Source organism: Streptomyces sp. NPDC005648, from assembly GCF_040605395.1.
GTDB lineage: Bacteria > Actinomycetota > Actinomycetes > Streptomycetales > Streptomycetaceae > Streptomyces.
In genome coordinates this window covers 28,067-54,302 of record NZ_JBEXCS010000005.1, presented here as the reverse complement: position 1 = coordinate 54,302, position 26,236 = coordinate 28,067, and the positions used below count along the sequence as shown (strand labels likewise).

General features: G+C 72.1%; 18 protein-coding genes and 1 pseudogene. 7 read left to right on the top strand and 12 right to left on the bottom strand.

Features of this window, described 5'->3' with window-relative positions:
- Positions 1-14 precede the first annotated feature (14 nt).
- Complete coding sequence (locus ABZT17_RS04305) at positions 15-1,145, top strand: DMT family transporter (protein WP_356343481.1); 1,131 nt, start codon at positions 15-17, stop codon at positions 1,143-1,145.
- Here the strand turns inward: ABZT17_RS04305 and ABZT17_RS04300 are convergent.
- A complete protein-coding gene (locus ABZT17_RS04300) occupies positions 1,135-2,313 on the bottom strand; it encodes a transglycosylase family protein (protein ID WP_356343479.1) in 1,179 nt (392 codons plus the stop codon). The genes ABZT17_RS04305 and ABZT17_RS04300 overlap by 11 nt on opposite strands.
- Before the next feature lie 287 nt (positions 2,314-2,600).
- On the opposite strand from ABZT17_RS04300, the gene gndA reads away from it, so the two are divergent.
- Positions 2,601-4,040: an NADP-dependent phosphogluconate dehydrogenase gene (gene gndA, locus ABZT17_RS04295; RefSeq protein ID WP_356343477.1), complete on the top strand. Its 1,440-nt coding sequence runs from the start codon at positions 2,601-2,603 to the stop codon at positions 4,038-4,040.
- Between the two features lie 543 nt (positions 4,041-4,583).
- On the opposite strand, the gene ABZT17_RS04290 is transcribed toward gndA, so the two are convergent.
- The 5 genes from ABZT17_RS04290 to ABZT17_RS04270 all read right to left on the bottom strand — a co-directional run bounded on the left by ABZT17_RS04290 (position 4,584) and on the right by ABZT17_RS04270 (position 10,371).
- A complete protein-coding gene (locus ABZT17_RS04290; RefSeq protein ID WP_356343475.1) occupies positions 4,584-5,222 on the bottom strand; it encodes an aspartate/glutamate racemase family protein in 639 nt (212 codons plus the stop codon).
- 39 nt (positions 5,223-5,261) lie between these two features.
- Positions 5,262-5,615, bottom strand: a complete 354-nt coding sequence (locus ABZT17_RS04285; RefSeq protein WP_356343473.1) for a GNAT family N-acetyltransferase — start codon at positions 5,613-5,615, stop codon at positions 5,262-5,264.
- 31 nt (positions 5,616-5,646) lie between these two features.
- The gene (gene panD / locus ABZT17_RS04280; RefSeq protein ID WP_356343471.1) at positions 5,647-6,066 is read right to left on the bottom strand and encodes an aspartate 1-decarboxylase; all 420 of its coding nucleotides are present in this window, start codon (positions 6,064-6,066) and stop codon (positions 5,647-5,649) included.
- Positions 6,067-6,167: 101 nt separating this feature from the next.
- A complete protein-coding gene (locus ABZT17_RS04275; protein WP_356343469.1) occupies positions 6,168-8,246 on the bottom strand; it encodes a WD40 repeat domain-containing protein in 2,079 nt (692 codons plus the stop codon).
- A gap of 136 nt (positions 8,247-8,382) precedes the next feature.
- Positions 8,383-10,371 carry a hypothetical protein gene (locus ABZT17_RS04270; protein WP_356343466.1) on the bottom strand — a complete coding sequence of 663 codons (1,989 nt, stop codon included), beginning with the start codon at positions 10,369-10,371 and terminating at the stop codon, positions 8,383-8,385.
- Positions 10,372-10,499: 128 nt separating this feature from the next.
- On the opposite strand from ABZT17_RS04270, the gene ABZT17_RS04265 reads away from it, so the two are divergent.
- A complete protein-coding gene (locus ABZT17_RS04265; protein ID WP_356343464.1) occupies positions 10,500-11,249 on the top strand; it encodes a DUF6585 family protein in 750 nt (249 codons plus the stop codon).
- A 29-nt stretch (positions 11,250-11,278) separates the two neighbouring features.
- On the opposite strand, the gene ABZT17_RS04260 is transcribed toward ABZT17_RS04265, so the two are convergent.
- The 4 genes from ABZT17_RS04260 to ABZT17_RS04245 form a co-directional block, all read right to left on the bottom strand.
- Positions 11,279-14,269 carry a LuxR C-terminal-related transcriptional regulator gene (locus ABZT17_RS04260; RefSeq protein WP_356343462.1) on the bottom strand — a complete coding sequence of 997 codons (2,991 nt, stop codon included), beginning with the start codon at positions 14,267-14,269 and terminating at the stop codon, positions 11,279-11,281.
- Positions 14,270-14,468: 199 nt separating this feature from the next.
- On the bottom strand, positions 14,469-15,050 hold the full coding sequence (locus tag ABZT17_RS04255) for a hypothetical protein (protein WP_356343460.1): 582 nt from the start codon (positions 15,048-15,050) through the stop codon (positions 14,469-14,471).
- Positions 15,051-15,246: 196 nt separating this feature from the next.
- A complete protein-coding gene (locus ABZT17_RS04250) occupies positions 15,247-16,689 on the bottom strand; it encodes an APC family permease (protein WP_356343458.1) in 1,443 nt (480 codons plus the stop codon).
- Between the two features lie 59 nt (positions 16,690-16,748).
- Positions 16,749-17,450 (bottom strand): FCD domain-containing protein, encoded by a 702-nt coding sequence (locus ABZT17_RS04245; RefSeq protein WP_356343455.1) that lies wholly within the window; start codon positions 17,448-17,450, stop codon positions 16,749-16,751.
- 156 nt (positions 17,451-17,606) lie between these two features.
- On the opposite strand from ABZT17_RS04245, the gene ABZT17_RS04240 reads away from it, so the two are divergent.
- Positions 17,607-19,025 (top strand): amino acid permease, encoded by a 1,419-nt coding sequence (locus ABZT17_RS04240; protein WP_356343453.1) that lies wholly within the window; start codon positions 17,607-17,609, stop codon positions 19,023-19,025.
- Between the two features lie 61 nt (positions 19,026-19,086).
- On the opposite strand, the gene ABZT17_RS04235 is transcribed toward ABZT17_RS04240, so the two are convergent.
- A complete protein-coding gene (locus tag ABZT17_RS04235; RefSeq protein ID WP_356343746.1) occupies positions 19,087-20,982 on the bottom strand; it encodes an ABC transporter ATP-binding protein in 1,896 nt (631 codons plus the stop codon).
- A gap of 183 nt (positions 20,983-21,165) precedes the next feature.
- On the opposite strand from ABZT17_RS04235, the gene ABZT17_RS04230 reads away from it, so the two are divergent.
- On the top strand, positions 21,166-22,146 hold the full coding sequence (locus tag ABZT17_RS04230) for a lysylphosphatidylglycerol synthase transmembrane domain-containing protein (RefSeq protein WP_356343451.1): 981 nt from the start codon (positions 21,166-21,168) through the stop codon (positions 22,144-22,146).
- Positions 22,147-22,253: 107 nt separating this feature from the next.
- Positions 22,254-23,348 (top strand): mechanosensitive ion channel family protein, encoded by a 1,095-nt coding sequence (locus tag ABZT17_RS04225; RefSeq protein ID WP_356343449.1) that lies wholly within the window; start codon positions 22,254-22,256, stop codon positions 23,346-23,348.
- A gap of 11 nt (positions 23,349-23,359) precedes the next feature.
- On the opposite strand, the pseudogene ABZT17_RS04220 reads toward ABZT17_RS04225, so the two are convergent.
- Positions 23,360-23,811 (bottom strand): annotated as a pseudogene (locus ABZT17_RS04220) (M1 family aminopeptidase); the annotation flags it as partial.
- Positions 23,812-23,909: 98 nt separating this feature from the next.
- Between ABZT17_RS04220 and ABZT17_RS04215 the strand changes: the two are divergent.
- On the top strand, positions 23,910-26,129 hold the full coding sequence (locus ABZT17_RS04215; RefSeq protein ID WP_356343447.1) for an NADP-dependent isocitrate dehydrogenase: 2,220 nt from the start codon (positions 23,910-23,912) through the stop codon (positions 26,127-26,129).
- Positions 26,130-26,236: the final 107 nt, after the last annotated feature.

Below are 26,236 nucleotides of genomic sequence, written 5' to 3'. Positions count from 1 at the left end.
CAGAGGAGCAGCTCATGAGTGCCCTCGCGTTGTCCGTGATCCTGTCCCTCGTCTCCGCGGTCGCCTACGCCGGCGGGGCGATCGTGCAGGAGCATGTGGCGGTGTCCGCGCCGGGCGAGCAGTACGCGCCACTGCGCCGCCCCACCTGGTGGGCCGCGGTCGCGCTGAACGGCCTCGGCGGGCTGCTGCACGTGGTGGCGCTGGCCTACGGCCCGCTGAGCCTGGTGCAGCCGCTGGGCGCCCTGACGATCGTGTTCGCGCTGCCGATGGCGGCGCTGTTCGTGGGCCGCAGGGCCGGTGCCACCGCCTGGCGGGGCGCGATCATGGCGACCGTCGGCCTCGCCGGTCTGCTGGCCCTGGTCGGCTCCACGGACGGGCATTCGCTCGACACCGCCCAGCGGGTGGCCGTCGCCGTGGTCACCGGCGGTGTGGTCGTGGCCCTGATGATCGCGGCCCGGGCCGCCCACCGGCACCCGGCGGTGCGCAGCATGCTGCTGGCCACCGGCTCCGGCATAGCGTTCGGCATGTCCTCGGTGTTCACCAAGACCGTCGCGGTCGACTGGACCGGCGGGGTCACGCTCTCCGACCTGCCGTCCCTCGCGGTGATCGGCGTCTTCGCGACGGCCGGCATGCTGCTCTCCCAGGCCTCCTACCGCGGCGCGGGCCTCGCCGCCCCGCTCGCCACCCTCACCGTGGTGAACCCGGTGATAGCGGCCGCTGTCGGCATCACGATGTTCGGCGAGACCTTCCGCTACGGCACCACCGGCACCGCGCTCGCCCTGAGCTGCGGTGTGGTCGCCGCGGGTGGCCTGATCCTGCTCACCACGGAGCGGCTGGCCCACACCACCGCGGAGCCGGAGCCGGCCGAGCCGCTCGCGGGAGCCACCCCCGTCCTCGCCGAGCCCACACCCGTCGAGGAGCTGCTCGCCGAGCTCCCCGAGCGCCCGCTGTCCGTGCCCCGGGAGCCGGTCCTGGTGCCGGCCCAGGCCGGACCCGCGGTCCTGGAGGTCTCGTACGCCGCGTCGGACGAGGGCGACGACCTGCTCACCGATCCCGCCCGGTACCGTTTCTACGGCCCCTTCTACGGCGGCTCGTACGTCCCGGTGCCGGTCGGGGACCGGCACCGGGTGCGGGTCAAATCCTGACCCCGCCGGCCCTGAGATAGGCGACAGGGTCGATGTCCGAGCCGAAACCGGGCCCCGTCCGCACCTCGAAGTGCAGATGCGGGCCCGTCACATTGCCGGTGGCCCCCGAGCGCCCTATGCGCTGCCCCTCGCCCACGCTCTGGCCGGCCCGCACCGAGATCGCCGACAGATGGGCGTACTGCGTGTAGCGGCCGTCGGAGTGCCGGATCACCACCTGGTAGCCGTAGGACCCGCCCCAGCCGGCGCTGACGACCTCGCCCGTCGCGACGGCCTTCACCGAGGTGCCGGTGGGGACGAGGAAGTCGACGCCGGTGTGGTAGCCCTTCGACCAGGAGGAGCCCGCCACGTGATAGCCGGTGCCGATCGGGGCGCTGACCGGGGCGACCAGGGAGTGCCGGGTGGAGGTCTTCTCCTCGGTGCGGACCTCGGTGTGCGAAGAGGCCTTCTCCGTCCGGGGTCCGCGGCTCTCGTGGGTCTTCGGCGCGGCCGCCCGGCCGTGCAGGTTCAGGCGCTGGCCCGGCAGGATCAGGTCCGGATCGGATCCGACGGTCCCGCGGTTGGCGGAGTACAGCCCCTGCCAGCCGCCGGGCAGATGCTCGGTCTCGGCGATCCGCGAGAGGGAGTCCCCGCGCACCACGGTGTACATCTCGGCCGTGCCCGCCCTCGACTGGGGCGGGGTCTGCGGCCGGACGTCCTTCACCGAGGACTTCTCCCGGGAGACTTCGGTCTTCCTGGTGACGTCGGTCTTCTTCGTGGTGACGTCCGCGGTGCGGATGTCCGGGGCGGGCCCGCCGCGGGTCAGCCCCGCCTGCACCGAGCAGACGGGCCAGGCGCGCGGCCCCTGCCCGTCGAGGACCTTCTCGGCGACGGCGATCTGCTGGCTCCTGGTGGCCAGATCGGCGCGCGCCGCGTACTTGGCGCCGCCGTAGGCCTCCCAGGTCGACTGGGTGAACTGCAGGCCGCCGTAGAAGCCGTTGCCGGTGTTGATGCTCCAGTTGTTGCCGGACTCGCAGGCGGCGACCTTGTTCCAGGTGGACACGTCGGCCGCGTGGGCGGTGCCGGCGCCGATCAGCGGGATCGCCATACCGGCGCCTGAGGCGGTGACGGTCAGTGAGGCCCGGTTGATCCTGTTCGGCTGATACCGGCGGTGCCGGCCGCGTACGGCCATGAAGGTCCCCCTCGACATACGCGCATACGTCAGGAGGGCCAAAAGTAAGCGGCACGAACAGGCCATGACAAGACGGCAATTCGGCCGTGCTGTATCTCAAAGAAACAGGAATACACCGCAGTTGCGGAAGTGCTGAGGCAGGTGGGGCCGGTCGTGCGTATCAGGCTGCGAAGCAGCGGGCGACCCGGACATGCGCTCGGCGTACCGGCACGTCAGGATGGTCGGTGGGGCGATACTGACGGGCACGACCGGCACCACCGATACCGGATCCTCTAGGAGCCAACCGAATGAGCAACACAGCCCAGATCGGCGTCACGGGACTCGCGGTCATGGGCCGCAATCTCGCCCGAAACTTCGCGCGCAACGGCTACACGGTCGCCCTGCACAACCGGACGGCGGCGCGTACCCACGCCCTGGTCGAGGAGTTCGGGGACGAGGGCGACTTCATCGCGGCGGAGACCGCCAAGGAGTTCGTGGCGGCGCTGGAGCGGCCGCGGCGCCTGGTCATCATGGTCAAGGCGGGCGGCCCCACGGACGCGGTGATCGACGAGTTCGCACCGCTCCTGGAGCCGGGCGACATGATCATCGACGGTGGCAACGCGCACTTCGCGGACACCCGCCGCCGCGAGAAGGCGCTGCGCGAGCAGGGCATCCACTTCGTCGGCATGGGCGTCTCCGGCGGCGAGGAGGGCGCGCTGAACGGCCCGAGCATCATGCCGGGCGGCCCGAGGGAGTCGTACGACTCGCTCGGCCCGATGCTGGAGAAGATCTCGGCGAAGGCGGCCGACGGCGCGCCCTGTGTGACGCACGTCGGTCCGGACGGCGCCGGGCACTTCGTGAAGATGGTCCACAACGGCATCGAGTACGCCGACATGCAGCTGATCGGCGAGGCCTACCAGCTGCTGCGCGATGTCGCCGGGTACTCCCCCGCGCATATCGCCGAGATCTTCCGCACCTGGAACACCGGCCGGCTGGACTCCTACCTCATCGAGATCACCGCCGAGGTGCTGTCCCACGTGGACGCGGCGACGGGCAAGCCGTTCGTGGACGTGGTGGTGGACCAGGCGGAACAGAAGGGCACCGGCCGCTGGACCGTCCAGATCGCCCTCGACCTCGGTGTCCCGGTCTCGGGCATCGCGGAGGCGGTCTTCGCCCGCTCCCTCTCCGGCCACGCGGCGCTGCGCGAGGCGTCCCGCGATCTGGCGGGCCCGAAGGCGACACCGCTCTCCGAGTCCGAGGCGGGCGCCTTCGCCGACCGCGTCGAGCAGGCCCTGTACGCCTCGAAGATCGTCTCCTACACGCAGGGCTTCCACGAGATCGCGGCGGCCCGCGAGGAGTACGACTGGGACATCGACCTGGGCGCGGTCTCCGCGATCTGGCGCGGCGGCTGCATCATCCGTGCCGCGTTCCTGGACCGCATCCGGTCGGCGTACGACACCCGGGCCGACCTGCCGAGCCTCCTGTCGGACGACACGTTCGCGCGCGAGATCGCCGACGCCCAGGACGACTGGCGCGAGGTCGTCGTCGCCGCGACCCGTCAGGGGGTCCCGACCCCCGGCTTCGCCGCGGCCCTCGCCTACTACGACGCCCTGCGCGCCGAGCGCCTGCCGGCCGCCCTCACCCAGGGACAGCGGGACTTCTTCGGCGCGCACACCTACCGGCGGACGGACCGGGACGGCTCGTTCCACACGCTGTGGGGCGGAGACCGGTCGGAGGTCACCGCCTGACGGCGGACACCGGTCAGCAGTACGAGGCGGCGGGCGACCCGAGGGGTCCCCGCCGCCTCCGCTGTCGTCGCCGGGCCTCGACCGGCGTGAGAACGGGCGGCCTTTCCTCGTCGCGTACGACAACTTCGTCACGGCGACGCGGGGTTGACCGGCCGCTCAGGTCAAGGGCGGTCCCGGCTCCGGGTTCGGCACCGGTTCGGGGCCCGGCGGCACCGGTGACGGGGGCGGGGCCGGCTTGGGGGGCGACGGTGGTTGTGGGGTCGGGGTGGGCTCCGGAGAGGGGGGTGGTTGGGGGGTGGGGACCGGGGAGGGGTAGGGGTCCGGGGGCCGCGGGTCGGGGGTGGGGCCGGGTCCTGGCGGTACGGGGTCCGGGGGCTGGGGGTTCGGCGCGGGGCCGGGCCCCGGCGGTACGGGTTCCGGGTACGGGTCGGTCATGGGGTCCTCCGGCCAGTCGGTCGACATCGGCTCTGGACTACTCCCCCGCCTACCCGACGGCCGCTGGTCCACTCACCCGCCCGTATGACGGCGGGCGCCCAGGTGGGCCTACCCGCCCAGCGCCGCCGCGGCGCCCGCCGCGAGACCGGCACGGGGGCTGGACAGCACCGCAACCGCCGTGGTCGTCAGGTGCTGGGCCGGGGCCATGGAGCCCTGGGCGAGGACGATCACGTCGGCGTCCGTGACGGCGTCGGCCGCGACCGCCACCAGGTGTGCGCAGCGCTCGGCGTCCCCCGCCGCGAAACTCTCCCAGGCGCCGTCCACGAGCCGCGTCCGCACCTGGACCGGGCGCCCGGCGCGACGGGCCTCCTCCTCGATCAGGGACACCGTCGGGCCGAACGTGCTCTCCACCGTGGCGAGGACGACGATCCGGGTGCCGGTGGCCACCGCGGCGGCCGCCATCGGGCGGTCGGCGCGCACCACCGGCACCCCGGCCTGCGCGCCGGCCTCCTCCGCGACGGCGCCGATGGTGGAGCAGGTGCACAACAGGGCCCGGGCGCCCTCGGCGAACGCGCGGGAGAGTACGGCCCGTACCTCGCCCGCCACCGCCTCGGGCCCCAACCGCCGGGCCCGGACCAGCAGTTCCTCGTCGACGAAGTGCCGCAGCCCCAGGCCCTGGTGGTTTTCGTCGCGCAGGGCGTCGAAGACCGGGACGTGCGCGGGCGAGGTGTGCAGAAGGGCGAGCATGCGGGGCCGGGCCTCTCTCGAATCTCGAACGCGCCTGGCTCAGAAGCGTCCGGGGTGCGCCGCCAGCCACTCCTTCGCCGCACGCAGCAGCGCCGGGTCGGGCGTCGGAGCGACGTCGGGGTGGCGCTCGGCCCACTTGACGACGTACGGGCACAGCGGGGCGACGACGACGCCCTCGCGCTCGGCGATGGCGTACAGCTCGCGCGCCAGCGCACCCGCGATGCCCTTCCCCTCGTGGGCCGGCTCCACGATGGTGTGGACGGGGACCAGGGCGCGCCCGGGGCTTTCGAGGACGAAGTACTCGACGTGGCCGACGACTTCACCGTCCGCACCGTCGCCGAAGGCCTCCAGGCGGCCCGCCGCCCGGTCGTCGCGGATCTCGATGTCGCTCATGGGCACGCTCCTGGTCCGGGAGTCGGTCGGGTCAGGCCGGTACGGCCTGCGGGCTGCGCCGCTGGTCCGAGCCCGGTACCGGCTCGGACGGATCGGCGCCCAGGGCCACGACGCGGTTGTCGCGGTCCACATGCACGACCCGGGGTTCGAGTGCCCGGGCCTCGGCGTCGGTCACCTGAGCGTAGCTGATGATGATCACGAGATCGCCGGGATGGACGAGATGGGCGGCGGCCCCGTTGATCCCGACCACCCCGGACCCGCGCTCGCCCTCGATCACATACGTCTCCAGCCGGGAGCCGTTGGTGATGTCGACGATGTGCACGAGTTCGCCGGGCAGCAGATCGGCGGCGTCGAGAAGGTCGGCGTCGATGGTCACCGATCCCACGTAGTGCAGGTCGGCCTGGGTGACGGTGGCACGGTGGATCTTGGACTTGAACATGGTACGAAACACGAAGGGTCTCCCGATTCGTCTGTTCCTGCTCCCTGCCCGCTTCCGCGGGTCAAGGGCGGTCCTCGGAGGCTACATGGTTTCGCAGGCGCGGTCAGCTGTCGTCAGACGGACGGCCGGCGGTGGGCCAGGACCGCGATGTCCGGGCCGAAACCGGCCACCAGCCGACCACCCGGCGCCATCGCCAGTCCGCTGATCGCGGCCGGGAAGGCGTGGGCGCCGATCTGCCGTCCGGTCGTCGCGTCCCACATCCGCACCATTCTGTCGTCGCCCCCTGCGACGACGGTGGGACGGCCGTCCAGCATTCCCACCGCCCCGGCCTTCGTCCTGCCGGTGAGTCCCGTCAGGGGCGGCCCGGCCGGTTCACCCGTGGCCAGGTCCCACAGGCGGACCGTCTCCGCCCCGCGGCCGGTGAGGACGACGGCGCGGCCCTCGATCACTTCCAGGGCCAGGGCCCCCGCGGCGCCGTCCTGGCGCGGCGGCACTCCGATCCACCGGCTCGCGGTCAGGTCCCATACGCGTCCTTGCCAGGTCACGGCGACGAAGCGACCCTCCAGCACCGCGAAGAACTGGATGGACGAACTGGTGTACTCCGTCGTGGAGCGTCCGTGCAGCTGTTCCCGGGTGGTCAGGTCCCAGATCAGCACCTTCTTGTCCCGGCCGCGTGCGAGGAGGGTGGGCCGTCCCTCAACCGGACCCGTCGTCAGCGTGCTCACGGAGCCGGTGAGACCTGTCAGGGGCGCGCCGAACCGCGCGCCACGGTCGAGGTCCCAGATCCGCAGCTCCTCGTCCGAGCCGCCGGTGACGAGGACGGAACGGCCGTCCACGACGGCCGTGGTGAACTCCCGCACGGGTGGCGCGTACCCGGTCGGCCGGCTGCCCGTCTCGCTCTCGCCGTCCAGGTCCCAGATCCGGACCGAGCGGTCGTCGCCGCCGGTGACGGCGAGGTGACGTCCCTTCACCACGGCCGTCGCCACTCCTCGTACGGTCGCCTCATGGCCGATCAGCGGCAGGGACAGATGGGTGCGGGCGGAGAGGTCCCACAGTTCGACGGGCCCATGGCCACCGTCGTTCGCCACCAGGGCGGCGGGGCGCCCGTGGAACACGCTCACCGCCGCCGTCTGCGCGAACCACGCCGGCACGGGCTCGCCCACCGGCTCACCCGTGGCCAGATCCCAGACGCGCACCTCGTGGGCGTCGGCGCTCACCGCGAACGGGCACTCGGACGTCGGGTCGGTCGCCAGGACATGCGTCAGGGCGTTGATCTCCATGGTGCCGCAGACGCGTGCCGCGCCCTCACCGTCGCTCCCGTCGCCGTCGCCGTCGCTCCCGTCGCCGTCGCTGCCGGGCTCCTCGTCGTCCTCGCTCCTGGCGCCCCACTCCCGTCCCGTGAGCAGGTCCCAGAGGCGCACGGTTCCGTAGGAGTGGCCGGTGACGGCGACGGGACGGCCGTCCACCACCGCCGTGGCGAGAGAGCTCACAAGGCCGGTGCGCACGGTCAACAGCTCGCCGCGCGTGGTGAGGCCGGCGAGGTCCCACATCCGCAGCCCCCGGCCGGTGCTGTGGCCGACCACGACCGGCCGCCCCTCGACCAGCGCGGTGGCGAGCCGGTGGACACGGGAGGTGTCGTCGTGCGGCCGCAACACGTCGACCAGTTCTGCCCCGCCGAGGTCCCACACCCGGACCGTACCCTCGGAGTCGCCGGTCACGGCGACGGGACGGCCGTCCAGCACCGCCGTCGCCAGGGCCCCGACCGCCCCGGTGTGCTCGTTCACCGCCTCGCCGAGCTTCCGGCCCGTCGCCAGGTCCCACCAGAGCAGCGTGCCGTCCTCGCAGCCGGCGACGGCGAGTCCACGGCCCTCCGCGACCACGGTCGCCAGCGCTCCCACCCCGGCCGGCGCGGGCAACGCGTACCGCAGCCGGGAGTCCGGGCCGGTACCGGTCGCCCACCGCACGACCCAGGGCTCCGGCCCTTCCTGACCGGCGGTCACCTCGGCGAGTTCCCTCGCCAGCTCCCGGTCTCCGTACCGGGCGGCGTCCAGCGCCAGCAACTGCCGCCGTACGACCGCGCCGGCGTCACGGTGCACATGCCCCGACGCCCGGTACACGGCAGCCGCCAGGGCGTCCGCCCGCCCGGCGGCGCCGTCCAGCGCGGCCAGGACCTGCTCCGGGTCGCCGTTCACCAGCCACCCCGGATCGATCGACCGCCCGTCCGTGGCGGCCCCTTCACGGGCCGGGCCATCGCTTCGGTGATCATCGGATCTGATCGGCAACGCAAGCTCCCCTTCCACCGCGCCGTGCACGGCGACTCCGCACGTTTCAGCCGGCGACGGCCAGGACATCGAGGCCGTCGGTACATCCGACGACGAGGTTCGGCCCGACACCGGCCAGGGCCGTGACCGGTCGTTCCAGGGGACGGGAGCCCGCCCATCGGCGGGTCAGGGGATCCCACAGCTCGATCGCGCCCCGTCTGGCGACGGCCAGCAGGGGGTGGCCGCCGGGCGGGACGATCGCGGCCGTCGGGCCGCCGGTGAGTTCGCCCACGAGGTGACGGCTGCCGGTGTCCCACACGCGGATCGAACCGTCGAAGTCCCGAACCGCCAGCAGCGTCCGGCCGTCCGGCATGGGCAGCGCCACGAGGTGCTCCACGTACCGGTGGTTCTCGAAGGGGGCGCCGACCGGCAGCCCTGTGGCGGGGTCCCACAACCGGACCGCCCTCGTACCGCCCCGGGCGGGGGTGGCCTCGCTGCTGGCCAGGAGAGTGCGTCCGTCCGGCAGCGGAACGGGGGCCAGTGTCAGCGGTGGTCGCTCGGGCCGGTTGAGGACATCACTCGCCCTCTCGCAGGTCTCCGGGTCGCGAAGAAGGATGACGCCCGTCCGACCGCCGGTGGCCACGAGTGTCCGCCCGTCGGGGCACACGATCGGCACCATGGTCCGGATCGCTCCGGTACGGCCGGGCGGCAGCGAACCGACCGGCTCGCCCGTGGCCAGATCCCATGACCGGAGCGCGCCGCTTCCGTACGCGGTGACGAGAACGGTGCGCCCGTCCGGCAGTGACGCCGCCGCCATCGCCGTAAGAACATCCGTGTCACCGGTGTGCAGCTGCCCGGCGGCTTCTCCGGTGGCCAGGTCCCACAACCAGACGGTGGTGTCACCGCGGGTGGCGAGCAGGGTGCGCCCGTCGGCGGCCGGCACAGGTGCCACCAGGCCGTCCCAGCCGACTCCCGCCGGCTCGGTCGACGGCTCCACGGTGGTGGGATCCCACAACCACACGGCGCCGCCGGGCATGTGGCCCGCGAGCAGGGTGGGGCCGTCCGGCGACGGAACGGCGGCCGTCGCGCCGGGGACACGGTTCGTCCCCAGGTCGGCGATGCGGCGCCCGGACACCGGATCCCACAGGCCCGAGCCGATCGAGAGCAGTGTCGTCCCGTCGGCCATGGGGACGGCAAGCAGTCCGTGACCCGTGATCGGGCCGCCGGCCGGAGCGCCGGTGCTGACGTCCCACAGCCGCACCGTCTCGTGGTCGTCGTCGTTGCAGGACAGGGCCACCAGGCTGTCTCCGCCGGGCAGCGGGACCGTCGCCAGGGCGCTCGGCCGGCCCTCGTCCTCGTGCGGGCACAGCAGTGTCCGCACCGGCTCGCCGGTCGCCGGGTCCCACAGGCACAGCAGGGCGCCTTCCTTGTGGCCATGGGCGGTGACCAGCAGCGTGCGGCAGTCGGCGAGCGCCACCGTCGTCATCGCGCTCGGACCGTCCGCGTCCGCGGGGGCACTCAGCGGACCGACGGCCGGCCGGGCCGTGGCCGCGTCCCACAGCCACACCTCGTCCTCGTCGTACGGGGTGACGGCCAGCAGGTGCCGCCCGTCGGGTCCGGGTACGGCGACCAGGTTCGACACGCCGTCCGGGCCGGGCAGCGGTCCGCCGACCTGCTCGCCGGTGACCGTGTCCCACAGGTACACCACATGCCCGTCGTCGTCCTCGTCGCGGTGCGCCGTGGCGAGCCGGGTGTGTCCGCCGGCGACGGGCAGGGCCGCCAACGCCACGACGAGCCCGCCCGGCTTCGAGTGCTCCCGCAGGGGGCCGCCCACCTGCTCGCCGGTCACCGGGTCCCACAGCCGTACCACGTCGTCCTCCTCGTCATCGCCCGACGCGGCCAGCAGGACGCGGCCGTCGCCGACGGGCACGACGGCCGCCACACCCAGACCGTCGGCGAATCCACGCAGTGTCACCGCGGGCCGCACCCGGCCCGCCGGCCGCTGCCAGACCCGGGTCAGTTCCCGTGGATGGTGATCCCGAAGAGCGTCAGACATGACCGGTACGGTAACCAGCCGCACCGGCGCCACCGGCCCGAACGGCGGCCCGAGCGCGGAAGATACGTATCCGAAGTACGTAGATCCACGGTCGTCACCACGTGGACGCGGCTCGGAGGCTCGTGACCATGACCTCACTCACCCCCTCGTCGGCCGCGGTCGCCGATCTGGCCGCCCGCCATCGGTTGGGGGCCCTCCAGTTCGTGTTCGCACCGAAGCGCCTCCGTCGGACCGTGTACACGGCGCATGTCTTCAACTGCCTGATGCTCATGGTGTTCTTCGTGGTCCCCGGGCTGCTGTACTACTGGTTCGCCATGCGCCGCTTCCCCGACTTCAGCCGGAAGGCGGCCGCCCGGCGGCTGCACCTGTTCGAGGCGGGGCTGGTCGTGGACCCGCCGGACGGCGGTGCCCCGGTCGCCCTGCGCTGGGACACCCTGCGCCTGCAGCAGGAGATCACCCAGCTCGTCATCAACGGCGTGCCCGCGCCGACCAAATACGTCTACACGGCGAGCGCTCCCGGCCACGGCTCGGTGCGGATCACGGACCTCTACGACAGTCCCGAGGTCTGGGGTGCCCGGATGCAGGACGCGGTCCTGCGCGCACAGGGGCCGGCCGTGCTGGAGACGCTCGGCGAGGGCGGCACGGTCGTCTTCGGAGCGCTCTCACTCTCGCGTACGGCCGTGTCCGTCCGCGGAAAGGGCGACATGCCCTGGTCGAAGGTCCGGGAGATCCGTGCCGGGGGCGGCCTGGTCAGCATCATGACCACCGGCGCGTCGGGCGACGCCGTCCTGTGGTCCAACCACCTGGCCAAGGACGTCACGAACCTCCGTCTGTTCCTGGCCCTCGCCCACAGTCTGCACGAACAGTCCGCCGCCTGAGAGGAGACGGGACGCGGGCGCGCGGTCGGTCAGACGGCCGGCCGGCGGGCCGCTCGGCCGAGGGCGCGGGGCAGGGCCGCGCGGGAGGGGATGTCGAGCTTGCGGTAGATACGGCCGAGGTGGGTCTCGACCGTCCTGGTGCTGACGAAGAGCTGCTCCGCGATCTCCTTGGTGCGCTTTCCCCCTGCCGCCAGTTCCGCGATCTCCCGCTCCCGCTCGGTGAGCAGGGCGGTCGTCGCCCGGGCACCCGCGTCCTCGGCCGCCCCGGCAGCCGTACCGGTTGCGGCGCGGGACGCCGGCAGCAGGGTCCTGACCCTCGCCGCCTCCTCGCGGACCCGCTGCGCGCCGCAGGCGCGAGCGGCCCTGCCCGCGATGTCGAGCCACTCCAGCGCCTGTTGGGTGCCCTGGGCCGCCTGCGCCGAAGGGGCTCCGGTCACCAGGGTCCAGGCGTGTTCCACCGGCAGACCCGCACGGCGGAACGACTCCGCGGTCTCGTGGAACAGCTCCGCCGCCCGATGGTGTTCGCCCTCGGCGGCGTGGATCGCGGCCCGGGCCCTGCGCACTTGGTGCCGTTGCAGCGGCAGCCCCAGCCGCTCGGCCACGGTCTCCCCCGCCCCGGCCCAGTCGCGCGCGGCGTCGATGTCACCGCAGCGCAGCGCGGCGACGGAGGCGAGCGCCAGCAGTGAGGGCTGCCAGGCGGGCAGCAGCCGTTGCAGCCACGGGCCGCCCTCCTCGACGAGGGTACGCAGACAGCCCGCCGGGTCCCCGCCCAGGAGCTGCGCGTGCGCGTGCAGGCCGACCGCCACGGCCGCCCGCCAGCCCCGCTTGCGCAGAGCGAGGGCGAGTCCCCGCCCCGAGAGTTCGAGCAGTCTGTCGGTGTCCCGCCGGGGCCGGGTCCACAGCAGCCCCGACGCCCGCAGGACCATGGCGATCCCGGCGGCCTCGTCGACCCCGCTCGTCCGGGCGAGCAGCTCGGCCTCCTCGGCGCGGCGGCACAGCGACTCCAGACGCCCCGTCAGCTGGTCGAGATGGCACAGGGCCACGAGTTGGTTGATCCGGATGAACCTCCGGGTGGCGCCCGTGGTCGCCTGCAGTCCTCGCTCCAGGTGCCGGTAGGCGTCGTGGAACCGCTCCTGGAACAACTCCGCGCAGCCGAGCATCGCCAGCACGTCCGGCATGGTGACGGCGGCGGCGTCCGGCAAGGCGTCCACGATCCGCGCGCACCTGGTGACCTCGGCGACGGCCTCGGGCAGCAGCCCGAGCTGGGTGTCGCCGAGGGCGCCGAGGGCCCGCAGATAGGGCACAGCCGGGCCGGTCGCTCCGGCGGCCTCCGCCGCCGCGCGGACCAGGTCACGTGCTTCGCCGTAGGCGCCGCGGAACAGCTGCACCCGCCCGTAGGTGGTGATGAGTTCGGCCGTCGGCGCGGGCAGCGGAAGGGGCAGGGGGCGGGGTACGAGGTCGAGTGCCGCGCGGACGACTGCCTCGGCCTCCTGGTGGCGGCCCAGCAGACGCTCCAGTTCCCCGCAGACGGCGTAGACGCTCAGCCGCAGATCCTCGGGGAGATCCGACTGGTGCCGGAGCAGATCGTGCGCCAGGGAACGGGCTTCCTGCAGACGGCCCACGGCGCCGAGGGCCCGGCACCGGTCGAGCACCAGAGCGACCCGGGGGCCGCTGATCCCCTCCCCGGCGGGGAGGTGGTCCAGCGCCAGGCGCAGCCAACGGGCGGCCACGGCCGGGGACTTGGCCATCGCCTCCGCCGCGCCCTCGATCAGGATCCGCCGGGCCCGCGTACCGCCCGCGCCGGCCAGGTGCTCGGCGTGCCGGGCGCGTCGGAGGGCCGACGCTCCTCGTGTGGTGAGCAGGTCCAGGGCGCGTCGGTGAGTGTTGACGCGCAGGGACGGTGAGGCGTGTTCCAGGGCGACATGGCCGAGCACCGGATGGCGGAAGGCGTAGCCGCCGCCCGGGGGCAGCGGCCGTATCAGGTCCGCTTCGACGAGTTCGGTGAAGGCGCCGAGGGTTCGTTCCAGGCGGAGTTCGCAGACCGCGGCGACGTCGTCCGGCAGGAAGGGGTCGCCGAGCACGGCGGCTGCCTGGACCGCGAGCGCGGCGTCGGCGCCGAGGGAATCCAGCTCGCCGACGACGGAGGCGGCCTCCCGGAGCATGCCGTCCCGGTCCTGACCGGCGCTGAGCGGCCACTCGTCCGGGTCCCACCGCGCGGCGAGCAGGATGCGCAGCATCCGCGGGTTGCCGCCGGAGGCGGCGTGCAACCGCTCGGCGTAGGTGCCGTCGACCACCGGTGCCGGGGAGGCCCGCCACTCGGTGTACGCGTGGTCGCGGGCCGAGTCGGACACGGCGGGCCGGGAGGCGGTGTCCGTGTGGGCCCCGGTACGGCCGGGCAGTCCCTTGCCACCGGCCAGTCCCCGGTGGCCGAGGAATGTGCTTGTCGCCCCGAGGTCCAGCGAGGACGGGGCCAGGCGGATGACCGAGCCGGTCTCGACGCCGTGTTCGAGCGCTTCCCGCAAGGCGGGGCCGGACCGCCGGGGGCGGTGGGCCAGCGCCAGGACGAACGGACCGGGCGGCGGGGTCCGCACGAGGCGCGCGATCAGCCTCGCAGACCGCTCGTCGCACAGATGCACGTTGTCGACGACGAGCACACCGCCGCGTCGCGCCGCCCAGCGCCCCAGTGCGCTCCGCACCTCGGCACCCTCGTCGGCGTCCGGGTGCCGGGCGACGGGGGTGTCCGGCACTCCCAGGGCATCCAGCATCTCTGCGATGAACTGGCCGGGTTGTGTCGCGCCGCGCGCGGCGTGGACCCGCGCCACCCGAGCCCCGGTCCCGGCAGCCCGCTCGGCGAACAGCCCGAGCAGAGCCGTCTTGCCGATCCCGGGCTCACCGGTGACCTCCAGGACCGTTCCCCGGCCCTCGGCCAGCTCCGTCACGACCGCGGAGAGACGCTCGATCTCCGTGTGCCTGCCGACGAGAAGGGTGCCGTTCTCCTGGATGGGATCCCTCGGGAGCAAGTGATCCTCTCCCTTCCCATGGAGCACACGCGTCTCATGGAGCACACGAGCCGGGACACTCTCTGCTGTTGATTCAGATATTCGGATATTAGGCCATCCGGCAACTCCCGCGGCCCGGTGGTGTTTTGGTGTCACACCGCACACGACGGGGCGGACCACGTGTCCCGCGGTCCGCCCCGAATCGTCCTGCGGTCCTCGGTCACCCGGTGGCCGGCACCGAGGGCAGACCGCCCAGGAGTCCGGTGACCAGGGAGAGGACGGGCGACAGCAGTCCGGTCACAGCGCTCAGGACCGAGCCCAGGTCGAGCGAGGTCAGGGCCTTGACCAGATCCGCGACGACCGACTGGATCTGGGCCACGGCGTCCGAGACCGGGTCGGCGGCGCGCACCCCGGCCCGGTTCGTGCGGTCGGCCACCGTGCCGGCGCGGGCCTCCAGCTCCCGTACGACGGAGGCGGACGCCGTCTCGACCGCCTTCCGGTACCGGGCCGCCTCCTCCACGCCGAGCGGGCCGGCGCCGCGCTCGTTGAGCTCGGTCAGGACACCGAGCAGCGGGTCGAGCGATTCGGTGCCGTCAAGCTGCTTCACCTCGTCGAGCCACCGGCCGACGTCCTCCGTGTCATCGGCCGCGGTCGCCCCCGCGACGGACGACTGCGCGAAGGTGGTGTCAAAGGCTCCCGGGTGGTGGCCGACCGTGGCGGCGGCGGTGCCGACGGGACCGAGGACCAGCGCGGCGCAGACGACGGACGGCAGGAGCAGTCCGCGGGATACGAGGGGGGACATGCAGGTTCCTTTCAGGGGCTGACGAGTGCAGCTCTCTTGGGCTCACGGTGAAAAGCCCCGGAGTGCCTCGCAACCGGTCCTGAGCCCTCCTCCCGGCCCCCGAACCCGCCAAAAAGGCCCTCACCTGCAGACATGCCCTCACGCACCGGGTCTTGCGCGCCGTGCCGGCACTCGGCCGTCAGAGTGCGGCCGGCTCTCACTCCGCGTCAGCGACGACCGAGCCGACGCGCTCGGCCAGGGTCGGGTCACGCCGGACGAGAAGGGCCGCGTAGCCGACGGAGAGCAGCAGGGCGGCGAGCGCGGCGACGGGGAACCAGCTGTACGGCGCCGGTTGGCCCGGCTTGGCCAGGTAGTACAGCGGCACCAGGATGGCCAGGGCGCCGAGGCCCGGCAGCACCAGGTGGCGGACCAGGCGGAACTCCTGCGGCCGGTAGCGGCGGTAGTAGAACGGCAGGGCGATGTTGGACGCGAGATAGACCAGCAGGATCAGGATGGCACCGAGGCTGGAGGACTCGGTGAAGAACACCACCGGGTTCATCGGGCCGCCGTCCGGACCGAGCAGATGCCCGAGACCCCAGGCGCCGATGATCAGCAGGGAGATCGCGGCGAAGGTGACGATCGCGTTGTTCGGCGTACGGCGCGTGGGGTGGACGTACCCGAAGAAGGACGGGAGCAGTCCCTCACGGCCGGCGTTGAACACCAGCCGCGCCTGGGAGTTGATGCCGGCGATCAGGACGCCGAGGGTGGAGGTCAGGCCTCCGATGTAGGCGAGGAGGGCCAGGGCGCCGAGGGTGTCGTGGGCGACGTCGATGAACGGGATGCGGGCCTCGCCGAGGCGGGCGACGTCGTAGTCGAAGCCGGTGACGGTGGCGTAGGAGAAGAGGATGTAGCTCACGGTCATGATGGCGACGGAGGAGAGGACCGCGCGGCCGACGTTGCGCCGGGGGTTCTCCGTCTCCTCCGCGAGGGCGGCCGAGTTCTCCCAGCCGATGAAGAGGTAGACCGCGAGCGGGAAGCCGGCGGCGAGGCCCCTGAGGCCGTGCTGGATGTGACCGGGCAGGAAGGGGGCGGCGGAGAGGTTGCCGCGGTGTTCGACGAGCGCCGCGACGGAGACCACGACGAGGACCAGCATCTCGACGCCGAAGAAGTAGCCGGCCCACTTGGTGGAGACCACCACTCCGCGCAGCATCAGCACCACCGCCAGGCCGGTCAGCAGCAGGGTCCAGATGATCCACGGCAGGTCGACGCCGGTGTAGTGGTGCAGGGTGATCTGGACGAAGCCGCCGGAGATCGCGATGACCGCGGCCATCCCGATGATGTACCCGAGCCCGGCCAGCAGGGCGGTGGTCACCGCGCTGACCGGGCCGAAGGTCTTGCCGACGAAGGTGATGAAACTGCCCGCCGAGGGGTGCGCCCGGGAGAACTGGGCGAGCGTGTTGCCGAGCAGCGCGACCGCGACGCCCGCGGCGAGGATGGTCAGCGGGGAGGCGACGCCCGCGGTGGTGGCGAGGAAGGCGAAGCCGAAGAAGAAGCTCATGGCGGGGCCGACGTTGGCCATGGTGGCGGCGGCGATGTCCGCCATGCCGAGGACGCCGCCCCGCAGCCGCTGGGGCGCGCCGACTCCTTCGGGGTCAGGCATGACGGCGACTCCTTCTGCTGGGCGGCGGCACGAAAGCGACGGTCGGCTGCGCGGGGGTGTCAGCTCGGGCGGGCATGCGGATGTGCTTTCACCGCCTGTACGGCCGGGGCGAGCGCGCCGCGGCCGAGTTCGGCGAGCAGCTCGGCGTGGCAGCGGTTGCGGGCCCGTACGACCTCGGGGGCCGGAGCGGGCTGGACCAGACAGAGCCTGCCCAGCAGGTCGGCGGCGAGTTCGCGGATGCCCGCGCCGCCGAGCTCCTCGGCGAGGTCGAGGTGGAAGCGGGTCTCCAGCATGAGCAGCCGGGCCGGGTCCTCGATCAGGTCCATCTCGTCGACCAGCGCCTGGAGCGCCGCGAGCCGCCCGGCCGGCACCTCGCCCGCGCCCTGCGCGACCAGACCGCATTCGAGCAGCAGATGGAAGGCCTCCAGCGAGGCCGCCTCGTCGGCGTCGTGCAGCAACGGTACGACCGTCTCCCAGCCCTGGGCGACGAAGGTGCCGCCGGCCCGGCCGCGTCGGCGGTCGAGCAGGCCGTCCTGGCACATGCCCTCCAGCGCGCGGCGCACAGTGATCTCGCCCATACCCAGCTCCTCGGCCAGCACACCGGCGTCCGGCAGCCGCTCCTGGGGAGGCAGGGCCATCAGCCGCACCTGGAGGGCGATCCGTGAGCGGACGAGTTCGGATCCGCTCTGCCCTCTGAACGCCGCCGATCTCGACGGACCCTGCTGGTTGTAGGGCCCGAACTTGCCCGCTGTGTTCACCACGAGGTCACCTTAAACGGGCTGTCCCACGTCAAACGGGCTGTTCCACGTTGCACGCAAAATAGAGCATGATGAACACTTAAACAAGTCTTGTTCTTTTGGATCGTCCTGAACTAATTTCCGGGTCACCGTCCCCACTCCCCTGATGGATGTGCCGCGATGACCTCAACGATCACCAAGAGTCCGCCCGCCGAGCCCGGCCTCAAGCCCGGCCTGAAGAACCGCCATCTGTCGATGATCGCCATCGGCGGTGTCATCGGCGCCGGCCTGTTCGTCGGCTCCGGTTCCGGCATCGCCGCCGCCGGCCCCGGCATCCTCGTCTCCTACGCGCTCGTCGGCGTCCTCGTCGTCCTGGTGATGCGGATGCTGGGCGAGATGGCGGCGGCGAACCCCACCTCCGGCTCGTTCTCCGCCTACGCGGACCGGGCGCTCGGCCGCTGGGCCGGGTTCACCATCGGCTGGCTGTACTGGTTCTTCTGGGTCGTGGTGCTCGCGGTCGAGGCGACCGCGGGCGCGAAGATCCTGGCCGGCTGGGTACCCGCGGTCCCGCAGTGGGGCTGGGCCCTGATCGTCATGGTGGTGCTGACCGCCTCGAACCTCGTCTCGGTGAGCTCCTACGGCGAGTTCGAGTTCTGGTTCGCGGGCATCAAGGTCGTCGCCATCGCCGCCTTCATCGTCCTCGGCGGGCTCGCGATCTTCGGTCTGCTGCCCGGCTCGGACCACCCGGCGTCCGGCTTCTCGAACCTCACCGCGCACGGAGGCTTCCTCCCCAACGGCCCCGGCGCGATCCTCACCGGCGTGCTGATGGTGGTCTTCTCCTTCATGGGCAGCGAGATCGTCACCCTCGCGGCGGGCGAGTCCGAGGACCCGCGGGGTGCGGTCACCAAGGCCACCAACAGCGTGATCTGGCGGATCGCGGTGTTCTACCTCGGCTCGATCCTGATCGTCGTGTCCCTGCTGCGCTGGGACGACCCGGCGATCCTCAAGGACGGCTCCTATGTCGCCGCCCTCAGCTCCATCGGCATCCCGCACGCCGCCCAGATCATGAACGCGATCGTGCTGACCTCGGTGCTCTCCTGTCTCAACTCCGGTCTGTACACCGCCTCCCGCATGGCCTTCTCGCTCGGCGGGCGCAGCGACGCGCCGTCCTCCTTCGCCCGCACCACGGGCAGCGGTGTGCCGCGTACGGCGATCCTCGCCTCGGTGGTCTTCGGCTTCGTCGCGGTCGCCTTCAACTACCTGTGGCCGGACACCGTCTTCCAGTTCCTGCTCAACTCCTCCGGTGCGATCGCCCTGTTCGTCTGGCTGGTGATCTGCTTCTCCCAGCTGCGGATGCGGAAGATCATCCAGCGCGAGACACCGGAGAAGCTCGTCGTGAGGATGTGGCTCTACCCCTACCTGACCTGGGCGACCATCGCCCTGATCACCTTCGTCCTCGGCTACATGCTCACCGACACGGCCGACGGCGGCGGACGCGACCAGGTGGTCCTGTCGACGCTGGTGGCGCTGGCCGTGGTCGCCTTCGCGGTGGTGCGCGACCGGGTGCGGCGGAAGAAGGACGCGCCGGTCACCCCCTAGCGGCGGACCATGAGCCACCGGCCCCGGGGCGGCCCCGCCGCCCCGGGGCCGGTGGCCTTCGCTAGGCCACGACTTCGATCTCCGGAGCGCCGTCCGCGCGGTGCCGCTCCTCGAACTGGGTCCGGTACAGCTCCGCGTACCGCCCGCCCGCGGCGAGGAGCTCCTCGTGGGTGCCGCGCTCGGCGATCAGACCGTCCTCGATCACGAGGATCAGGTCGGCCGCCCGGACCGTGGAGAGCCGGTGGGCGATCACCACCGCGGTGCGGCCCTCCAGCGCCTCGGTGAGCGCCTCCTGGACCGCGGCCTCGGAGGTGTTGTCCAGGTGGGCCGTGGCCTCGTCGAGGATGACGACACGCTGACGGGCCAGCAGCAGACGGGCGATGGTCATGCGCTGGCGTTCGCCGCCGGAGAGGCGGTAGCCGCGCTCCCCCACGACCGTGTCCAGCCCGTCGGGCAGGGAGCGGACGAGGTCGTCGAGCCGGGAGCGGCGCAGGGCGTCCCAGAGTTCGGGCTCGGTCGCCTCGGGGCGGGCGAGGAGGAGGTTGGCCCGGACCGTGTCGTGGAAGAGGTGACCGTCCTGGGTGACCATGCCGAGGGTCGCGCGCAGCGAACCGGCGCTCAGGTCCCGGACGTCGACGCCGCCGATGCGTACGGCGCCCGCGTCGACGTCGTAGAGGCGCGGGAGCAGTTGGGCGATGGTGGACTTTCCGGCGCCGGACGAGCCGACGAGCGCGACGGTGCGCCCGGGTTCGGCGCGGAAGGAGATGCCGTGCAGGACCTCGGCACCGCCCCGTGTGTCCAGGGAGGCGACCTCCTCCAGGGAGGCCAGGGAGACCTTGTCGGCGGACGGGTAGGCGAAGCGGACGTCGTCGAACTCCACCGCCACGGGGCCCTCGGGGACGTCGCGGGCGTCCGGTTTCTCCTCGATCAGCGGCTTGAGGTCGAGCACCTCGAAGACCCGCTCGAAACTGACGAGGGCGCTCATCACCTCGACACGGGCGCCGGCGAGCGCGGTGAGCGGGGCGTACATCCGGGTCAGGAGCAGGGCCAGGGAGACGACGGCGCCCGGCTCCAGGCTGCCGCGCAGCGCGAACCAGCCGCCGAGGCCGTAGACCAGGGCGAGGGCCAGGGAGGAGACGAGGGTCAGCGCGGTGATGAACACCGACTGGGCCGTGGCGGTGCGGACACCGATCTCCGCGACCCGGCGGGCACGCGCGGCGAACTCCTCCGACTCCTCCTCCGGGCGCCCGAAGAGCTTCACCAGGGTCGCGCCGGGCGCCGAGAAGCGCTCGGTCATCCGCGTGCCCATCGCCGCGTTGAGCGTGGCCGCCTCGCGCTGCATACGGGCCATACGGCTGCCCATGCGCCGCGCCGGGACGACGAACACCGGGAGCAGCACCAGCGCGAGCAGGGTGATCTGCCAGGACAGCGTGAACATGACCGCGAGCGTGAGCACCAGGGTGACCAGGTTGCTGACCACTCCGGACAGGGTGTTGCTGAAGGCGCGCTGCGCGCCGATGACGTCGTTGTTGAGCCGGGAGACCAGTGCGCCCGTACGTGTGCGTGTGAAGAACGCAACCGGCATCCGCTGCACATGATCGAACACAGCCGTGCGCAGATCGAGGATGAGTCCCTCCCCGAGCGACGACGAGAGCCTCCGGCCGAGGATGCCGAGCGTCGCCTCCGCGACCGCGATCAGCGCGATGAGCAGGGCCAGCCGTACGACGGTGCCCTGGTCGCCGTCCGACACGATCGCGTCGACGACATGCCCGGCGAGCAGCGGGGTCGCGACCGCCAGCAGCGCGGTCACCACCCCGAGGAGCACGAACTGCGCGATACGGGCGCGGTGCGGACGGGCGAACGCGGCGATGCGGCGCAACGTGGCACGCGCCACAGGTCGGCGCTCCTGCTGGGCGGTCATGACACTGTGCAGCTGTGTCCACGCTGTGGTTTCCATGCTCATGGGAGAGAACGTAGAACCTCGACCGTTGTCGAGGTCAATACTCCCGCCATCGCGCCCCCTCCCCCGAAGGACCCCATGGCACTGCCTCCCCCGCCTCCCCAGCCGCTGTCCGTCCGTAAGACGCTGTCCGCGATCCCGCAACCCGCAGTTGGCGCGGTGCGGAAACCCTCTTCAGATGTGACTGCGGTTCGACTTCCCCAAGGCCCCGCCGATCCGGGACGGTTCCCCCGTCGCGTCCCGGTCCGCCAGATCCTGTGCCTGGTTCCGCTCCTGCTGGTCACCGTCGTCGCCGCGCGGCACCGTGACGTTCTCGTGGCGGGCTTCGGCCATCTGCGCTCGGCCGAGTGGCCCTGGCTGCTGGCCGCGATCGGTGCCACCTGTCTGACCTGGGTGGCCGCCGCGTTCACCCGGCAGGGTGCGGTGGTCGACCGGCTGCCGAAGCGACGGCTGCTGGCCACCCAGTTCGCGGCCGGCTCGGCCAACCACCTGCTCCCCACCGGCCTCGGCGCCGGCGCCGTCAATCTCCGTTTCATGACCGTCTGCGGGGTCCCGCTCGCCCGCTCCTCCGCCGCGCTCGCCCTGTATCTGCTGGCGGAGTCGGTCGCCCGGCTGAGCCTGCTGGCCGCCCTGCTGCTCGCCTTCCCGGACGCGCTGAGCTTCGGCGCACTGCTGCCCCGGCACACGGCGGGCCCGCTGCTGCTGACCGTGGGCGCGGTCCTGGTCGCGGCGACGGCCGTCCTGGTTCTCGTACGGCGCCTGCGGGGCGCCGTCGTCTCGTTCCTGCGCACCGCGCTGAGCGAACTGCGCTCGGTGCACACCCGGCCGTCCCGTGCCCTCGCCCTGTGGGGCGGCTCGCTGGCCTTCCCCGTGCTGCAGGCGGCCGGGCTGGTCCTCGTCGGCCAGGCGCTCGACCTGCCGGTGTCACCCGTGCACATGGCCGTGGCCTATCTCGCGGCGACGGTCGCGGTCGCGCTGGTGCCCACACCGGGCGGACTGGGCTCGGTCGAGGCCGCGTTGATCGTGGCGCTGGTGGCGGCGGGCGGCCCGGTGGCCGTGGCGACGGCGGTGGTGCTGGCGTACCGGATCATCACCGTGTGGCTGCCGCTGGTGCCGGGCGCGCTGACGCTGGGGGCGCTGGTGCGGCTGAAGGTGATCTGAGACGGAACTCGTCCGAATCCGTACCGTCCGGGTACCTCTCCAGTACGAACCCCTGTGCGAGATAAGGCAGGATGAGCCGCCGCACATCCTGAACCTGGAGGTAGTCGGTGAACCGAGCGCTCACCGTGGACGACCTGGTCATCGCCGGAATCGCGCTGGTGGCGGGCCTGTTGGCCGCGTTTCTGCTGCGCGTTGTGATGCGATGGCTGGGCAAGCACGCGGACCGTACCCGTTGGAGCGGTGACGACGTCATCGTGGACGCGCTGCGTACGGTGGTGCCGTGGGCGGCGTTCCTGGGCGGTGCCGCCTCCGCGGGTGCGGCGCTGCCGCTGACCAGAACGGTCCAGAACCACGTCAACCAGGTGCTGACCGTGGTGCTCATCTTCGTCGTCACCGTCACGGCGGCCCGGGTGATCGCCGGTCTCGTGCGGGCGGTCACCCAGTCCCGCTCCGGAGTCGCCGGGTCGGCCACGATCTTCGTCAACATCACCCGTGTGCTGGTCCTGGCGATCGGCTTCCTGGTGGTGCTGCAGACGCTGGGCATCTCGATCGCCCCGATGCTCACCGCCCTGGGCGTGGGCGGTCTGGCGGTCGCGCTCGCCCTGCAGGACACGCTCGCCAACCTCTTCGCCGGCATCCACATCCTCGCCTCCAAGACCGTGCAGCCCGGCGACTACATCCGGCTGAGCAGCGGCGAGGAGGGCTATGTCGAGGACATCAACTGGCGTCAGACGACCGTCCGGGCGCTCTCGAACAACCTGGTCGTGATCCCCAACGGGGAGCTGGCGAAGGCCAACATGACCAACTTCATGCGCCCCGAGCAGCAGTTGACGATCACGGTCCAGGTCGGGGTCGCCTACGACAGCGACCTGGACCATGTCGAACAGGTCACCTGCGAGGTCGTCGCCGAGGTGATGGCCGAGATCACCGGCGCCGTCCCGGACCACGAACCCCTGGTCCGCTTCCACACCTTCGGCGACTCCCGGATCGGCTTCACGGTCATCCTCGGGGTCGGTGAGTTCAGCGACCAGTTCCGGATCAAGCACGAGTTCGTCAAGCGGCTGCACCGGCGCTACGGCGAGGAGGGCATCCGCATTCCGGCGCCCACGCGGACGGTGGCCCTGCAGCAGGGGTCGATCGCCATTCCGCAGCAGCGCGCCCACGAGGAGGTGGGCGACGCGCGCGCCGCCCACCTCGACTGAGACCCGGAAGGTCAGAGGGTCGCCGAGTTCTCGTGCCAGGGCCCGCCCCTGCGGCTGTGCGGTGAGGCGAACGCCGAGTTCACCGGAGTGACCGTCCAGTCCGGGTGGCCGGGCATCCGCGGCGTCCGGGTGCCGGAGAGCCAGTCGCCGCAGGAATCCGGACAGATCCTGGCCGGAGACCTCCGAGGCGACGGCGATGTAGTCCTCCGTCGTCGCCGAGGAGCCCCGCTAGCGGTCGAGGAAACGGCGCTCGATCGCGTGGAAGACGTCCTCGCCGACCAGTTGGCGCAGCGCGTACAGGACCAGCGCACCCGCCCGTGCAGCGCCGGCTGTCGAAGAGGTCGTCCGCGTCGGGCACGGCGACCGGACCCGAGTCGTGGCGCCACTGGTCGCCGACGGCGTACTGGTACCTCATACGGTTCTCGAAGGTGCTGTGGCCGAGGGAGTCGGTCCAGCCGCGCTGAGATCAGGCGTTTGATTGCACGGACCCCTGTCGAGCCCGACCCGATCACGAGATATCTTGATGTCGAGCAATGTTGCAGACGTGGAGCGGAGCACCCGGTGACTGACTCGACCATCATCTATACGCACACTGACGAGGCCCCGGCCCTGGCGACGTATTCCTTCCTGCCGGTGGTCCAGGCGTACGCCTCGCAGGCGGGTGTCGCCGTGACGACGCGGGACATCTCGCTGGCCGGGCGCATCATCGCGGTGTTCCCGGAGTACCTCACCGAGGACCAGCGGATCCCGGACGCCCTGCACGAGCTGGGCGAGCTGGCCAAGACGCCCGAGGCCAACATCATCAAGCTGCCGAACGTCTCGGCGTCGATCCCGCAGCTCAAGGCCGCGATCGCCGAGCTGCAGGGCCAGGGCTACGCGCTGCCGAACTACCCGGACGACCCGAAGACCGACGAGGAGCGGGAGATCCAGGCCCGCTACGACAAGATCAAGGGCTCCGCGGTCAACCCGGTCCTGCGCGAGGGCAACTCCGACCGCCGCGCCCCCGCGTCGGTCAAGAACTACGCCAAGACCCACCCGCACCGCATGGGCGCCTGGACCCCCGAGTCCAAGACCAACGTGGCGACCATGGGCGAGAACGACTTCCGCTCCACCGAGAAGTCCGTCGTGATCTCCGAGGCCGGCGCGCTGAGGATCGAACTGGTCGCCGAGGACGGCACGACCACCGTCCTGCGCGAGTCCGTACCGGTCCTCGAGGACGAGGTCGTCGACGCCTCGGTGCTGCACGTGGCGCGGCTGCGTGAGTTCCTCACCGCGCAGATCGCCGAGGCCAAGGCCCAGGGCGTGCTGTTCTCCGTGCACCTCAAGGCCACGATGATGAAGGTCTCCGACCCGATCATCTTCGGCCATGTGGTCCGCGCGTTCTTCCCGAAGACCTTCGAGCGGTACGGCGCCACGCTCGCCGCCGCCGGTCTCTCCCCGAACGACGGTCTGGGCGGCATCCTCAAGGGCCTGGACGCCCTGCCCGAGGGCGACGCGATCAAGGCCTCCTTCGACGCCGAGCTCGCCGAGGGCCCGGCCCTGGCGATGGTCGACTCCGACAAGGGCATCACCAACCTGCATGTGCCGTCCGACGTCATCGTCGACGCCTCGATGCCGGCCATGATCCGCACCTCCGGCCACATGTGGGGCCCGGACGGCCAGGAGGCCGACACCCTCGCGGTGCTGCCGGACTCGTCGTACGCCGGTGTCTACCAGGTCGTCGTCGACGACTGCCGTGCCAACGGCGCCTACGACCCCTCCACCATGGGCTCGGTCCCGAACGTCGGCCTGATGGCGCAGAAGGCCGAGGAGTACGGCTCGCACGACAAGACCTTCGAGGTCAAGGCGGCCGGTACGGTCCGTCTGGTCGACCAGGCCGGCAATGTGCTCATCGAGCAGCCGGTCGCCGAGGGCGACATCTTCCGCGCCTGCCAGACCAAGGACGCGCCGATCAGGGACTGGGTGAAGCTGGCCGTCACCCGCGCCCGCGCCACCGGCGACCCGGCCGTGTTCTGGCTGGACGAGACCCGCGCGCACGACGCGCAGCTGATCACCAAGGTCAAGGCGTACCTGCCGGAGCACGACACCGAGGGCCTGGACATCCGCATCCTCGCCCCGGTCGACGCCACCAAGCTGTCGGTGGAGCGCATCCGCCGCGGCGAGAACACCATCTCGGTCACCGGCAACGTCCTGCGTGACTACCTCACCGACCTCTTCCCGATCCTGGAGCTGGGCACCAGCGCCAAGATGCTGTCGGTGGTCCCGCTGATGGCGGGCGGCGGCCTGTTCGAGACGGGCGCCGGCGGCAGCGCGCCGAAGCACGTCCAGCAGCTGGTCAAGGAGAACTACCTGCGCTGGGACTCCCTCGGCGAGTTCTTCGCGCTGGTCCCGTCCCTGGAGCAGTACGCGACGGCCACCGCCAACCCGAAGGCCAAGATCCTCGCCGACACCCTCGACCGCGCCACGGCGACCTTCCTCAACGAGGACAAGTCCCCGACCCGGCGCGTCGGCGGCATCGACAACCGCGGCAGCCACTTCTACCTGTCCCTGTACTGGGCGCAGGAGCTGGCGGCGCAGACCGACGACGCGGACCTGGCGAAGGCCTTCGCCCCGCTCGCCGAGACGCTCCTGGCCAACGAGCAGACGATCGTCGGCGAACTGCTGGCCGTCCAGGGCGAGCCGGCCGACATCGGCGGCTACTACCAGCCCGACCCGGCGAAGGCCGCCGCGGTCATGCGCCCGTCGGCCACGTGGAACGAGGCGCTGGCTTCCCTGAGCTGAGGCCGGGGTCATCCGGTGGCTCCTCGCGCCGGACGACTGACGGTCCCTCAAGCCGTCCCGCCCCGGCAGGCATTCCGCCTGCCGGGGCGGTGCCGTTTCCGCCAGAG